The organism is Micromonospora sp. TSRI0369 (genome assembly GCF_001905625.1).
Lineage (GTDB): Bacteria > Actinomycetota > Actinomycetes > Mycobacteriales > Micromonosporaceae > Micromonospora > Micromonospora echinospora_A.
Map to the genome: position 1 here is coordinate 77,180 of NZ_LIVU01000004.1, position 14,191 is coordinate 91,370.

Consider the following 14,191-nt stretch of genomic DNA (forward strand, 5'->3'; position numbering starts at 1 on the left):
TCATGCGCGGCCTCCGCGCCTGGATCAGGAGGTGCCATCGTGAACATCTTGTCCCGCCGGAACCCTCCGGCGACCAGTACCGATACCAACGGCGACGGCGTGGTCGACGAGCGCGACCGGACTGCCGAGCAGCCGACCGACCGGCCCGTGGTCACCGACCGCGACGAGGAGCGGACCACGTACCGCAGCGCCGCCACCGCCACCGACGACGAGCGCGCCCGGGACGCGGCGACCGACCGGGACGCACGCGACCTCGGCGGCACCACCGACGGCCGGACGACGACCGACGGCCGGACGGCGACGACCGACGGCCGGACGGCGACGACCGACGGCCGGGCGGCGACGACCGACGGCCGGACCGTGGCGGCCGACGACGAGCGGGACGCGGAGGCGCGGCGGCGGGCGGCGGACCGGGGCGCGGCGGCGCGTGCGGTCACCGGCCGCCGGACCGACGCCGACACGCGGACCGTTCCGGTGACCGACGCGCGCACAGTCGGCGCGGCGCCCGCCGCCGAGCGCACCACCGACCTGGACGGCGACGGCCGTGCCGACCTGGACCGCGACGGCCGCCCGGACCGCACCGACCTGGACCGGGACGGCCGCCCCGACGGTACGGACACCGACGGCGACGGCCGGGTGGACCGGCCGGAGCCGTACACGACCAAGCGTCCCCGGGCCAGCCTGCTCGCCACGCTCGGCCTGATCGTCTCCGTGGTCGGCGCGCTGTTCGTGCTCTCCGGCACGCTCGCCGGGTACGGCATCGGCGTCGGCGCGGCCGGCGCGGTGCTGGCGGTGCTGGGCCTGATCGCCACTCGTCGCCGGCACGTGGCGGGCAAGACCGACGCGCTCATCGGCATCGCTGTCGGCCTGGCCGCCGTGGTGCTCGGCATCGTGGCGATGACCGGCCAGTTCGACTGGCCGACCACCGACGGCGACTGGGTCGGCCGCTTCCGCGAGTGGCTCGACTCACAGTTTGGCAGCTGGTTCTGACGGGCACTGTCCCGATCGCCGACGCGGGGCGTCGGCAGCCTGATCAGCTCCGGTGGTTCACCGGCCGGGCAACACCTCTTTCGGGGGCGGCGGTTCGCCGCCCCCGAAGTGTGTCCGGGGTCGGCGCAATGATCGTTCGCCGCTGACCGGTTCAACGCAATGATTCGCTGCCGAACGCAACTTCTCGCGGTGGATGTCGTCTACCGGGGCCGCATAACGTTGGACCACGGCGCCAGCCCGTGGGCCGACGGTGGCCGGGCGCGCCCGACACTGGGAGCACGACATGACGATGGACGCCATCCGCCAGCGCTTTCTGATGTGCCGGCCGACGTACTTCGCCGTCGACTACGCGATCAACCCGTGGATGGACCCGACCGCCCCGGTCGACGCCGACCTGGCGATCCGGCAGTGGGAGCAGCTTCGCCGCACGTACCTCGACCTGGGCCACTCCGTCGAGCTGATCGAGCCGGTCGCCGGCCTGCCGGACATGGTCTTCGCCGCGAACGGCGGCACCGTGATCGACGGCAAGGCCATGGCGGTGCAGTTCCGCGACCCGCAGCGCGCCGACGAGGCGCCCGCGTACCGGGCCTGGTTCGAGGCCGCCGGCTTCGAGATGTACGACCCGAAGCACGTCAACGAGGGCGAGGGCGACGTCCTGCTGGCCGGTGACCACCTGCTCGCCGGCACCGGGTTCCGCACCGCGCACGCCTCGCACGCACAGCTCCAGGAGACCTTCGGCTACCCGGTGGTGACCATGCAGCTGGTGGACCCCCGCTTCTACCACCTGGACACCGCGCTCACCGTGCTCGACGAGCGCACCGTGGCGTACCTGCCGGAGGCGTTCTCCCCCGGCAGCCGGGCGGTGCTGCGCCGGCTGTTCCCGGACGCCGTCCACGCCACCATGGCCGACGCCGAGGTGCTGGGGCTGAACGCGGTCAGCGACGGCCGGCACGTGGTGCTGCCCGCGCAGGCCACCGACCTCGCCGCGAAGCTGCGCGACCGGGGCTACGAGACCATCGGCATCGACCTGTCCGAGCTGCGCAAGGCCGGCGGCGGACCGAAGTGCTGCACGTTGCGACTCCGTCAGGGAAAGGCGAGCAAGTGATCATCGACGACATGCTGCGGACTCCGTCCGCGGTCCGGGACGCGGAGCGTCACACGGCGCACAACTACCACCCGCTGCCCGTGGTGATCTCGTCGGCCGAGGGCGCCTGGCTGACCGACGTGGACGGCCGCCGCTACCTGGACTGTCTGGCGGGATACTCGGCGCTGAACTTCGGCCACCGGCACCCGAAGCTGATCGAGGCCGCGCACGCGCAGCTCGACCGGCTCACGCTCACCAGCCGCGCGTTCATCCACGACCAGTTCGCCGACTTCTGCCGCGAGCTTGCCGCGCTCTGCGGCAAGGACCTGGTGCTGCCGATGAACACCGGCGCCGAGGCGGTGGAGACCGGCATCAAGGTCGCCCGCAAGTGGGGCTACCGGGTCAAGGGCGTCACGCCGGGCCAAGCCAACATCGTGGTGGCGGAGGGCAACTTCCACGGGCGTACGACCACCATCGTCAGCTTCTCCACCGACTCCGACGCGCGCGCCGACTTCGGGCCGTACACCCCGGGTTTCACTGTGGTCCCCTACGGCGACCTGGCCGCGCTGACCGGGGCGATCGACGAGAACACGGTGGCCGTGCTGCTGGAGCCGATCCAGGGTGAGCAGGGCGTCGTGGTGCCGCCGGAGGGCTATCTGCCGGGCGTGCGGCGGGTCTGCACCGAGCGCAACGTGCTGTTCGTCGCCGACGAGATCCAGTCGGGTCTGGGGCGTACCGGCGCCACGTTCGCGTGCGAGCACGAGGGCGTCGAGCCGGACATGTACCTGCTGGGCAAGGCGCTCGGCGGCGGCATCGTGCCGGTCTCGGCGGTGGCCGCGAACGCCGACGTGCTCGGCGTGCTCCAGCCGGGCCAGCACGGCTCGACGTTCGGCGGCAACCCGCTGGCGTGCGCGGTCGCGACCGAGGTGGTCCGGCTGCTGGCGACCGGCGAGTTCCAGCGCCGCTCGGCCGAGCTGGGCGAGCGGCTGCACGCCGGTCTGCGCGGCCTGGTCGGCAAGGGCCTGGTGGCGGTACGCGGTCGCGGCCTGTGGGCCGGGCTGGACATCGACCCGGCGCTGATGACCGGCCGGCAGGCGTGCGAGCTGCTGATGGAGCGGGGTGTGCTCGCCAAGGACACGCACGGCTCGACCATCCGGCTCGCCCCGCCGCTGGTGATCACCGAGGACGAGATCGACCACGCGGTGGCGCAGCTCGCCGCCGTGCTGGCCGCCTGAGGTCGTACGCGAAAGGCGCCGGGACCACGACGGTCCCGGCGCCTTCGCACGCGCGTCACTGACGCGGCAGCCGCATCGCCATGGTCGGCGCCTCGGCCATCACCGAGTTCGGGGTGTACGTGGCGTCGCTGATCATCTGGGCGGCGCGGCCCACCTGCACGCCCGGGTACAGCTCGATCAGGTCACCCTCGCCGAGCACCCGGGACTGCTGCGGCGGCAGGGCGATCCGCTCGTTCTCCGCCATCGAGCCGCCCGGTCGCACGCCGGAGCCGTTGGTGCTGGTGTCGGTGACCACCACCTCGCCCACCCGCAGCTCCAGCCGGATGTGGCTGCGGCTGATCCAGCGCCGGGCCTCGTCGTTGAGCCACTGGCCGAGGGTCACCGCGCCCGGCCCCTCCGGCGCCCGGCCGACCGGCACCGGCTCGGTCTCGGTGAGCACGAACCGTTTGCGGACCAGCCCGCCGATGCGCACCGCGAGCACCTCGGTACGCGGGCGCGGACCGGCGTCGGAGAGCCGCGCGCCGTGCCGGGGGCAGGTCGGCGCGCCGGTGCGCAGCGTGGGCGGCGGCTGCTCGGCCGGCACCCGGTCCACGGCGGCCAGGTCGGCGAACGCGCCGCCGCCCCCGCCGCCGCCGAACAGCGCGCAACCCGGCTCGGGGCAGCGCCACTTCCGGGAGAGCAGCTTGACACCCGCCGGTGAGCGGCTGCCGGTGGCCGGGTCCTGGCCGCCGCCGACGTGCGCGATGAAGACCGGCCCACCGGCGCCGGGCACCGGGGCGAGCACGCGGCCCGCCTGCCCGACCCACGGGTACCGGCCGACCAGCCCGTCCAGCCGGGCCCGGGTGAGTACCGGCAGGCCCAGCAGGTCGGCCACCTCCAGCATCCGGTCACCGGGCTGATCGAGCACCTCCACCAGGCCGTCGTCGGCCCAGCGGCGGACCACCATCCGCTCGTTGGAGGTCAGGTCGGCGTCGGACAGCAGCGCCCGGTGCACGATCGCGTAGACCGGGACGCTGTCCTCACCGATCTGCCGGGACAGCGCGTCGATCACCATGCCGAGCCGCAGCAGGCTGGCCGGCCGACCGCCGTCCAGGTTCTGCCAGCGGATGACCTCGGCCAGGTCGACCACGGCCCGGGCCAGCGACGGATCGGTGCAGACCCGTCCCTCGATGGCGTCGAGCACCTTGCTGATCTCGAATCTCATGCCGCAGCTCCGCACGATGTCGTCCCGTGACGCGGTCGGGGCCGGTCGGCCCGCCGCGCCGCGCGCCACCACCGTGGCGCGCCCTCCACCATGCGGACCCTACCGGCAGCCGGCCGGGTCAGCCCGCGCGCAGCGGGCGGCCGACGTCGTGCAGGTGCGCCAGCGCCTGCCGGTACGACTCGATCAGCCCGGTCTCCGCGTACGGGACGCCCTGCTCGGCGCAGTACGCCATGACCAGCGGCCGGGCCCGGCGCAGGTTGGCGCGGGGCATGTTCGGGAAGAGGTGGTGCTCGATCTGGTAGTTCAGACCGCCGAGCGCCAGGTCGACGAACCGGCCACCGCGGACGTTGCGTGCGGTGAGCACCTGCTTACGCAGGTAGTCCAGCTCGTCGTCGGCGGTCGGCATCGGCATGCCCTTGTGGTTCGGGGCGAACGAGCAGCCCATGTAGAGACCCCAGAGCCCTTGGTGCACGGCCACGAACAGCAGCGCCTTGGCCGGGGACATGACCGCGAACAGCAGCCCGAGGTAACCGGCGGCGTGTGCGGCGAGCAGCAGCGCCTCCACGGCCCGGTGCCGCATCGGCACCCGCCACCTGCCGTCCGGCTCCCGCCCGACCAGCGCCTGCACGCTCGCCACGTGCAGCGCGAACCCTTCCAGCAGGAGCAGCGGGAAGAACAGCCACGCCTGGCGGCGGGCCATCCACCGGCTCAGGCCGCGGGTGGCAGTGGCCTGCTCGTACGTCCAGACCAGCGCGCCCGCGCCGACGTCCGGATCCTCGTCGGTGTGGTTCGGGTTGGCGTGGTGGCGGTTGTGCTTGTCCACCCACCAGCCGTAGCTGAGCCCGACGGCGAGGTTGCCGGCGACCAGCCCGGCTGCCTCGCTGGGCCCGCGCCGCCGGAACATCTGCCGGTGCCCGGCGTCGTGGCCGAGGAACGCCACCTGCGTGGTCGCCACCGCCATCACGACGGCAAGCGGAAGCTGCCACCACGAGTCGCCGACGAGCGCCACGACGACCCAGCCGGCCACGAAGGCGCCCAGCGTGAGCGCGATCCGCAACGCGTACCGGCCGGGCCGCCGCTCGAGCAGTCCCGCCTCGGCGATCCGGCGGGACAGCCGCGCGTAGTCGCTGCCCCGCCGTGCCGCGGGTTCCGTCGACGTGGAAGAAGTCATGTCGCCCCCGATGCCGCGAGCCACGCTCTCGTACGCGACTCTCCGTCACCGATTATGGTGACGGCCGTCGCCGTGGGTAATCCCGCATACCCCCGACTCCGGGGTGATGCTGTCCCTACCCCGCCGGGCCGGAGCGGCGCAAACGATCTTCGTCACACCGCCGCGAGCTCTCGCGCCGGTGGGCGCACCCCATCTGACCAGCTAATATGTACGTAAAGATGAGGGCCATTCATCCGAACGGTCAGCCGTGCCGGACGCACGGTCATCGACAGACGGGAGACAGCGCGGTGCGTGGATTGACAGACAAAGTGGTGCTCGTGACGGGCGGCGGCTTCAGCCCGGACCAGGTCGGCTCCGGACTCGGCATGTCCATGTGCGTCGAGCTGGCCGCCGAGGGCGCGAAGGTCGTCGTCTCCGACCTCTCCCTGGAGCGCGCCGAGGCGACTGTCACGCGCGTCAAGGAAGCCGGCGGCGACGCGGTGGCGGTGGCGGCCGACGTCACCGACGAGGACTCGGTCCGCGCCATGGTGAGCGCAGCCCTCGACGCGTACGGGCGCGTCGACGTGCTGGTGAACAACGCCGGCGTGTTCGGCGCGTACGTGCCGCTGCTGGAGATCGAGAACAACCAGTGGGACCGCGTCATGGAGGTCGACCTGAAGGGCGTCTTCCTCGCGACGAAGGCCACGCTGCCGCACATGCTGGAGCGCGGCAAGGGTGTCGTGATCAACGTGTCGTCGGCGTCCGGCGTGGTCGCCAGCGAGGTCGGCGCGGAGTACACCACCGCCAAGCACGGCGTCATCGGGCTCACCAAGCAGATCGCCTACGACTACGGCCACCAGGGCATCCGCGCGGTCGGCATCGGCCCCGGCGTCATCAAGACCGCCGCCTTTGAGGGCGCGGAGATCACCAGCGACTTCCCGTTCTACGACCTGACCATGCAGGCGCCCGCCGGCCGGTACGGCGAGCCGCACGAGATCGCCCGCGCCGTCTGCTTCCTCGCCAGCGACGACGCGTCGTTCATCCACGGCCACACCATCCCGGTCGACGGCGGTTCGCCGATCAGGTGAGGCGAGCGGACCCGGCATCCGCCCCGGTCGCTCTGCGCGGCGAAGCCCTCTCACCACCGTGCGTGAGAGGGCTTCGCCGCGCAGATCAGCTGAGCCGGGCGACGGCGTCGCGCAGCCGGACCACGTCGCGCCGGCGCCGCTCGTAGGTGGCGGCCAGTCCGATCAGCAGCAGCCCGCCGAGGCCCAGGAAGATCCAGCGCGGCAGCAGGTCCCAGCCCCGGGCCAGTTCGTGCAGCGCCAGCGGCACCAGCGTGGCGGCACCCAGCACCACCGGCGCCTGCCAGCGCCGGGCCGCCCCGGCGAACACCACTGCCACCGCCGCCGCGCCGAGCGCCAGCCGCCGCCACGGCTGCGGCTCAGCGAGGACCAGCACCGACACGAGGCTCGGCAGCAACGCCGCGCCGAGCCCGGGGCCGAGCGCCAGCCAGCTGGTCAGCCCGGGCCGGCGCCGCAGCGCCAGCACCCCGGCGCCCAGGGCCAGCGCCGCCGCCGGCAGCGTGTACGCCTCCAGCACGACCACCCCGCGCGCTGCGAGCACCAACCAGCCGCCGATCAGCTCGCTGCCCGCCGCGACAGCGGCCAGCACCCGACGCCCGTCCGGCGACTCGCCCCGGCGCAGCACCCGGACCGCGACGGCCACGCCCCACAGCACGCAGACCGCCGCCGCGTGCCGCAACGAGCCGCCCGCGAGCAGCAGCGCGAGCAGCGCCACTGCCTGCGCCGCCGCCTCCAGCGCCCACGCGCCGGCCTGCCCTGCGCCGCCCGGGCCGCCCGATCGGACCCCACGAAGCAGCGGCGCCGCGTGCAGCGTCACGGCCGCGACGGCAAGGACCGCGAACGCCCCGGTACGCAGCGACTGCCCGGCCGTGAGCGACGCGACGACGGCGAACCCGGTGGCCGCTGCGACGGCGCCCAGCCACCCCACGATCCGGACCACCGCCGGCCGCCCGGCCATCCCGGTCACCGCCCCGGCCACCACCAGCACACCGAGCGCGGTGAGCGTCCCGGCCCGGGTGGCGAGCAGGCCGCCGAACCCGGGAACGGCAAGCACCACGGCCAGCGGCACGAGCACCGCCCGGTACGCGCCGGTGAGCGCGGCGGCCAGCAGCGCGGCAAGCCCGATCCCGAACGCCGTCGCCGGCACCACCGGCCAGGGCGCGCCGGCCGCCTCGGCCAGCACCGGCAACGCCACCGCGCCGAACGGCGCCCCGGCGACCCACCACGCGACGCGGCGATCCGTCGCGGCGTACGCGCCGGCGGCGGCGCCCAGGAGCAGCAGCACCAGCCCGGCGCGGGCGGTCTCGGCAGACGCCGCCGCGGCGGCGGGCACCCCGGACCCGGGCCGCACCGGCAGATCCGCGAGCACCAGCAGCACGGTCCGCGCGGTGGCCAGCAACGCCACCACGGCCAGCCCGGCGCCCACCGCGCGCGGGGCGGCCGCCGGCCGGGAGCCGCCCCCGGCGGCGAGCGCCAGCAGGACTCCCGCCGCCGCGTAGAGCGCCACCGGTTCCCCGCCCGGCGCGACGAGCGGCACGAGGCCGGTCCCGGCGAGCGCCACGGCGAGCCCCGTCGAGGCGTACCCGGTCAGGTCGGTCCACAGACGACGGACGGCGAGGACGACGACGACCGGCACCACGACGGCGGCGGCCGCACCCCGCAGTTGCCACCACAGCGGCGCGCCGAGGCCGAACAGCGCGACGGCCACCGCCGCCGGTACGGCGACCAGCGCCACCGCCAGCGCGACACCGCCGACGACCGGCTGCGCGCCCAGCCCGCGCCGGCCCAGCCCGGCCACCGTCACGCCGAGCAGCGCCGTCACGGCGAGCACCGCCACCGCCCCGGCGGGCTCGGCGAAGCCGACCAGCAGCGCGTGCCCGAGCAGCACCGCACCGGCCGAGGCGGCGACCGGGACGGCCACCCGGCCCGGGCGCGGCCGGGCCACCGCCGCCAGCAGCAGCGCGGCGGCCGTCGCGAGGTCCACGACCAGCACCAGCGGCCACGGCGTCGCCGTCACGGCCGGCGCGGCGAGCGCGACCAGCCCGGCGGCGATCACGCCGACCAGTGGCCGGGCGGCCCGGGGCGTCAGCAGCGCCACCGCGCCGGCGGTCAGCAGCAGGGCCGCCGGGAGCTGCCAGCCCCAGGACGGGACCGGCACGTCCCGCCCGCCCTGCCAGGCCGGGAACGAGGCACTCGCGGTGGCCGCGCCGACCAGGCCGGTGAGCACGACCGCGACCTGGCCCAGCGCGGCGGCCACCGCGAGCGCGCCCACCCGCGGGCCGGTCCGGACCGACGCCGGCAGCGCCCGCACCGCACCGGCCAGCGCCGCGACCACGAGCGCGGCGGCGACCAGCAGCAGCCCGGGACGCAGCTCGGCGACCGGCCGGACCAGCGCGACCGCCAGCACCGGCACCAGCAGCCCGGCGGTCGTCGCCCGCCACGTCCGGCCACCCGCGGTGAGCGCGCCGACGAGCAGGGCCAGCGCCACCACCAGTAGCGGGCCACCGGCCAGCAGCGGCGTGCCCGCCGCGTGGCCGACCGCCAGCGGCACCAGCGCGCAGCCGGCCGCCAGGACCAGCGCCGCGCCGTGCCCGATCCAGCCCAGCGCCTGCCCGGCCACCAGCGCGCCGCGCCTGTCGGAGGTCCGGCGGCGCAGCACGGCCACCACCGCGAGGTCGCCGAGCGCCACGGCGGTCAGCACCAGCGCCCAGCCGGCGGCAGTGGGCCGGAACGCCGCAGCGGCCAGGGGCAGCACCGGCTGCGCGAGCAGCCACGCCGCGAACCAGGGCGCGGTGAGGCGGCTGATCAGCCCGTACCCGGCCGCGACGGCCGCGCCGGTGGCCGCGACGAGCGCCGCGTAGCGGCTGCCCGGCAGGCCGGTCACCCCGAACAGGTTCACCGACCAGGCGGCGTACCCGTCCAGGACCACCAGCAGCAACCCCACCGAGGCGAGCGTCTCGGCGGTGCCGCGCAGCCCGCGCGCCCGGGCGACGAGCGGCGCGGCCAGGGCCAGCGCGGTGACCGCGAGCAGGACCAGCGCCCGGCCGGTCACCCCGAACGTGGCCCAGGCGACAGCGGTGAACACCACGGCGGCGGTGCCGAGCAGCAGTCCACCCAGGACGAAGAGCAGCCCCTGCACCGCCCGGGTGGAGGTTTCCGCGCCGCCGGGGCGTACCGGGGCGGCGGGCGGAACCACACGCGGCGGCGGCGCCGGCGCGGCGACCGGGAGCGGCGCGGGGCCGGCGGCCTGCGGCACGGGCACGGTGACCGGGCCCGGCACGGGGATCTCCTGACGGATCCGGGCGGCCAGCGCCGACCGCCGCTGCCGGGCCGTGGACAGGCGGCCGGACAGATCGTGGTACGCGAGCCGGGCCGCCTCGACGCGCGGCACCAGCTCGGTGATCTCCCGGTCCAGCCGGATCACCTCGGCGGCGGGCGGATAGGGCGGGCGGCCGCAACCGCGGCATCCGGCGGTGAGGTCGGCCGGAGCGCCGCATCCGGGGCAGGGGTAGCCGGTGTTCTCCACCCGGCCAGCTTCGCGGGCGGGTGGGCGGACGGACAGAGTAGGAGTACCTAGGGCCGGGTCTGCTCGTGCACCCAGGCGGTGTAACCGGGGTTGCCGCTGCCCTCCCGGCTGACCAGGATTTCCGGCACCTCGTACGGGTGGTTGGCGCGGAGCTGGTCGACCAGCGCGTCCACCCGGTCCGGCGCGGTCTTGAACCGCACCTGCCACTCGGCCGTGGTCTGGATCGCCGACTGCCACCAGTAGGTGCTGTCCACCGGCCCGCCCACCTGGGCGCAGGCCGCCAGCCGGCCGGCGACGGCCGCGGCCGCCAGCACGTCCGCGACCCCGCGGGCGTCCACCACAGTCGTCACCACGCAGATCTGGTCCACCAGCGCACCCTACGCGGCGGACCTGGCACCGCGCTGAACACGCGCGGCGATTGCGCTCAGGCGTCGTCTGCAGTGCCGTTGCGGTTGGCCGCGATCCAGGTGTCGATGCGGGCCCACCAGTCGAACAGCCAGTCGATGCGCTCCTGCTTGCCGGCCGGGATCTCCTCCGGCGGCACCGACCAGAACCGCATCACGATCCGCTTGTCCATCGGCAGCTCGCGCCACACGTCGGCGACAGTGAGCATCTGGTCCAGGCCGGTGTGCGCCACGAAGATCACCCCGGCGTCCGGCGCGGCGTCGAGCGCGGCGAGCAGCCCGCCGGGCTGCGGGGCGAGCACGTGCCGCATCCGCTCGGCGCGGCGCGCCATCCGCTCCAGCCCGAGCCCGCGGAGCCGGTCGATCGCGCGCAGCCGCCGGGACGGGGTGAAGTTGCCCCCCTCCGGGAAGATCACGAAGGCGTCGTCGTCGTCCAGGCCGGTGGCCAGGTGCCCGATCTGCCGCACCACCGAGTCGCGTCCGTCCGGCCCGGCCGCGATGAACCGGTTGGGCAGCCGGTTGAGCAGCACGTCGATGGCCGGATCCCACTGGAGCGTCTCCTTGAGCACGATCCGGGGTTCGCGGTCGAACCAGTTCACCAGCGCGTGGATCAGGATGAACGAGTCGCCGGGCCCGGCGTGCCGGCAGACCACCAGCTCGGGGCGGCCGGGCAGGGCGGTGTCCGGGTCGGTGCCGACCACGTCGATGCTCAGCCGCAGCGTCCACCGGGCCTGCCAGAACATCACCCGCAGGAACCACCCGGCGAGCACGTAGTGGGCCCGCTGGAAGGCCGGCGACCGCTTGTAGACGCCGAAGCCCGAGGCCAGCCAGAGCAGGAAGAGGGCGAGCAGCGCGGCGGCGTCCCAGACCAGGTAGACGGTGCCGATCCAGAGCAGCCGCAGCGGGCGCAGCCGCCCCGGCACCAGCGGCGACGCGGCGAGCGCGAGCAGCGCCCAGCCGGGCAGCGTGGTCACCACGAAGAAGGCGAGCAGCACCACTCCGGGCGCGAGCACCAGCCGGCGGAGCCAGCGGGGCGGCAACGGCATCAGCGCTCCAGCGCGGTGTCCAGGTATCGGCGGGAGGCAGTGTACGCGCGACTGATCCGCCGTCCCACCGCCGCGGTGTCCCGGTACGCCCACGGGCTGTCGTCGCGGGGCTCCAGCCCGCCGGTGGGCAGCACGTGCACCTCCACGCCCTCGGGCAGCGCCGCCATCTCCCGCGCGAACCGGTGCCGGCGGGCGATCTCGAACGCCACCTGGGCGATCTCCCACGGGCGGCGCGGCGGGCTCAGCTCGCGCTCTATCCGGCCCACCTGGAGCACGAAGATCTGCTTCGCACCGAGCAGCACCGCCTCGCCGACCGGGATCGAGTTGACCACCCCGCCGTCGATGTAGTGCTGACCGTCGATCTGGGTCGGAGGCAGCAGCCCGGGCACCGAGGCGGAGGCGAGCACCGCCGGCACCAGCGGTCCGCTGTGGAACCAGTGCTCGGCGGCGCGCTCGATGTTCGCGGCGCAGCAGCGGAACGGCACGGCCAGGTCGGCGAAGGTGGTGTCCTCGCCCAGTGTGCTCTCCAGCAGGCGGTACAGCGGCCGGGGCGAGTGCAGGTGGGTACGGGCGGCGAACCGGCGCAGCTGCCGGGCGACCGAGTCGCCGTACACCTCGCTGGCCTCCGGGGAGGCCCAGAGCCGGACCAGCCGGTCGGTGACCGCCTCGGTCGGGTCGGCGGCCACCAGGGCGCCGTTGACCGCGCCGATCGAGGTGCCCAGCACCAGGTCGGGTTTGATCCGGGCGCGGAACAGGGCGCGCAGCATCCCCACCTCGACCGCGCCGAGCACTCCCCCGCCGCCGAGCACGAACGCCACCGGACCCGCTGCCATGACGTTCATCCTGGCACGCGGCCCACAACCGGCCGGGCGGGCGTCCCCGCTGGTCCCGGCGGTGACCGGGAGCCATCGCGAATGCGCGCCCCGCAATCGGCGCCGCGAGGACTGTTGACAGGTAAGACACATTCACGCAACCTGATAGCGCTCCCGAGCCCAGGCAGGTGCGAGCTGATGGCGACACTCCAGGCCGGCCGTCTGCTGGCCCGTCGGTACCGGCTCATCGACCGGATCGGCGCCGGTGGCATGTCGGTGATCTGGCGAGCCCGGGACGAGGTGCTCGACCGGGTGGTGGCGGTCAAGGTGCTCGCGCCCTCACTCGCCGCCGACGCCCGGTTCCGCGACATGGTGCGCGAGGAGGCCCGCTCGGCCGCCCAGCTCGACCATCCACATGTCACGGCCGTGCACGACTACGGCGAGACGGTGGCGCCGGACGGCTCGATCACCTCGTTCGTGGTGATGGAGCTGCTCGCCGGTGAGGAGCTGGAACACCGGCTCACCGAGGGGCCGCTGCCCTGGCCGGCAGCGGTGGAGACCGGCGCCCAGGTGGCCGAGGCGCTCGCCGCGGCGCACCGGCTCGGCATCGTGCACCGGGACGTGACACCGGCCAACGTGATGATGACCCGCACCGGGGCGAAGGTCCTCGACTTCGGCATCGCCACCCGGATCGGGACGCCGGACGACGACGAGGACGGCGGCACGTTCGGCACCCCGGCGTACGTGGCGCCGGAACGGCTGGACGGGGCGCCGGCCCAGCCGGCCACCGACGTCTACTCGCTCGGTGTGCTGCTCTTCGAGACGCTGACCGGGCAGCCGCCGTACCCGGCGGAGACCTGGGAGCAGCTCAGCGCCGCGCTCGCGGAGAGCCCGGAGCCCAGCCTGGACGGCGTACCGGGGCTGCCCGGACCGGTCGCGGAGATCTGCCTGCGCTGCCTGGCGCGCGACCCGCGACGGCGGCCCAGCGCGCACCGGGTGGCGGCCGTGCTGCGCGACCAGATGCTGCCCGCCGACCCGCAGGCCGCCACCATGCTGGCGCCGACCATGACGCTGCCCGCGCTGCCGCCCCCGCCTGCTCCCCCGCCACCCGGGCCGGCCGCGGACCCGCTCCCGCCGGACACCGCGGCCGCCGCGCCGGGCCGGCGGCGCGTCCTCGCGCTGGCGGCGGCCGGCGTGGCGGTGGTCGCGGCCGCCGCGCTGCTCGTGCCCGCGCTGACGCCGGACCGGCCGGACGACCCCCGGGTGCTGCCGACCGCCGGGCCGGTCGAGCCGCCGACCACCGTCCCGCCCGCGGCGGAGCCGCCGGTCACCACGGCGCCGGCCGCGCCGTCGAGCGCGCCCCCCACCGCCGGCAACCGCCCGCCCGCGACCGGCCAGGCCGACGCCGCCGAACGGGTCGACGGGCTGATCGAGGCCGGGCTGGCGGAGGGCCAGATCCGCGAGGACGTCGGGGTGGACCTGCGCAACCTGCTGCGCAACGCGGTCGCCGCGAGCGGTGAGGGCGAGGTGACCGCCGCCGTGGACCGGCTCCGCGCCAAGATCGACGAACGTCGGCGCGAGGGCAGCATCACCCCCGGGTACGCGCGGCGACTCGACGCCGCCGCCGCGGAACTCGTGGCCGGGCAGACCTGACC

At 75.3% G+C, this 14,191-nt stretch carries 11 protein-coding genes; 5 read left to right on the forward strand and 6 right to left on the reverse strand.

Annotated elements, in window-relative coordinates; all coding sequences use genetic code 11:
- Positions 1-39: 39 nt before the first annotated feature.
- From AMK25_RS13315 to rocD, 3 genes are all read left to right on the forward strand, one after another.
- Positions 40-990 carry a DUF4190 domain-containing protein gene (locus AMK25_RS13315; RefSeq protein ID WP_073828711.1) on the forward strand — a complete coding sequence of 317 codons (951 nt, stop codon included), beginning with the start codon at positions 40-42 and terminating at the stop codon, positions 988-990.
- 289 nt (positions 991-1,279) lie between these two features.
- On the forward strand, positions 1,280-2,095 hold the full coding sequence (ddaH, locus tag AMK25_RS13320) for a dimethylargininase (RefSeq protein ID WP_198937537.1): 816 nt from the start codon (positions 1,280-1,282) through the stop codon (positions 2,093-2,095).
- Positions 2,095-3,309 (forward strand): ornithine--oxo-acid transaminase, encoded by a 1,215-nt coding sequence (rocD, locus tag AMK25_RS13325; protein ID WP_198937538.1) that lies wholly within the window; start codon positions 2,095-2,097, stop codon positions 3,307-3,309. The genes ddaH and rocD overlap by 1 nt, the downstream gene beginning before the upstream one ends.
- Before the next feature lie 55 nt (positions 3,310-3,364).
- Here rocD and AMK25_RS13330 read toward each other — a convergent pair whose 3' ends face one another.
- Both AMK25_RS13330 and AMK25_RS13335 read right to left on the reverse strand, forming a co-directional pair.
- Positions 3,365-4,513, reverse strand: a complete 1,149-nt coding sequence (locus tag AMK25_RS13330) for an FHA domain-containing protein (RefSeq protein ID WP_073829324.1) — start codon at positions 4,511-4,513, stop codon at positions 3,365-3,367.
- Between the two features lie 118 nt (positions 4,514-4,631).
- Positions 4,632-5,684, reverse strand: coding sequence for a fatty acid desaturase family protein (locus AMK25_RS13335; RefSeq protein ID WP_073828713.1), 1,053 nt, complete (start codon positions 5,682-5,684; stop codon positions 4,632-4,634).
- A 287-nt stretch (positions 5,685-5,971) separates the two neighbouring features.
- On the opposite strand from AMK25_RS13335, the gene AMK25_RS13340 reads away from it, so the two are divergent.
- Positions 5,972-6,751, forward strand: coding sequence for an SDR family NAD(P)-dependent oxidoreductase (locus tag AMK25_RS13340; RefSeq protein ID WP_073828714.1), 780 nt, complete (start codon positions 5,972-5,974; stop codon positions 6,749-6,751).
- Between the two features lie 85 nt (positions 6,752-6,836).
- Here AMK25_RS13340 and AMK25_RS13345 read toward each other — a convergent pair whose 3' ends face one another.
- Genes AMK25_RS13345 through AMK25_RS13360 form a run of 4 tightly spaced genes read right to left on the reverse strand, consistent with a single transcriptional unit; the run spans position 6,837 to position 12,557 of the window.
- Positions 6,837-10,274: an SCO7613 C-terminal domain-containing membrane protein gene (locus tag AMK25_RS13345; RefSeq protein WP_073828715.1), complete on the reverse strand. Its 3,438-nt coding sequence runs from the start codon at positions 10,272-10,274 to the stop codon at positions 6,837-6,839.
- A 47-nt stretch (positions 10,275-10,321) separates the two neighbouring features.
- The gene (gene cutA / locus AMK25_RS13350; protein WP_073828716.1) at positions 10,322-10,642 is read right to left on the reverse strand and encodes a divalent-cation tolerance protein CutA; all 321 of its coding nucleotides are present in this window, start codon (positions 10,640-10,642) and stop codon (positions 10,322-10,324) included.
- Between the two features lie 56 nt (positions 10,643-10,698).
- A complete protein-coding gene (locus AMK25_RS13355) occupies positions 10,699-11,724 on the reverse strand; it encodes a 1-acyl-sn-glycerol-3-phosphate acyltransferase (protein ID WP_073828717.1) in 1,026 nt (341 codons plus the stop codon).
- The gene (locus tag AMK25_RS13360; RefSeq protein ID WP_073828718.1) at positions 11,724-12,557 is read right to left on the reverse strand and encodes a patatin-like phospholipase family protein; all 834 of its coding nucleotides are present in this window, start codon (positions 12,555-12,557) and stop codon (positions 11,724-11,726) included. The genes AMK25_RS13355 and AMK25_RS13360 overlap by 1 nt, the downstream gene beginning before the upstream one ends.
- Positions 12,558-12,734: 177 nt before the next feature.
- Between AMK25_RS13360 and AMK25_RS13365 the strand changes: the two genes are divergently transcribed.
- A complete protein-coding gene (locus AMK25_RS13365; RefSeq protein ID WP_073828719.1) occupies positions 12,735-14,189 on the forward strand; it encodes a serine/threonine-protein kinase in 1,455 nt (484 codons plus the stop codon).
- The last annotated feature ends 2 nt before the right edge of the window (positions 14,190-14,191 follow it).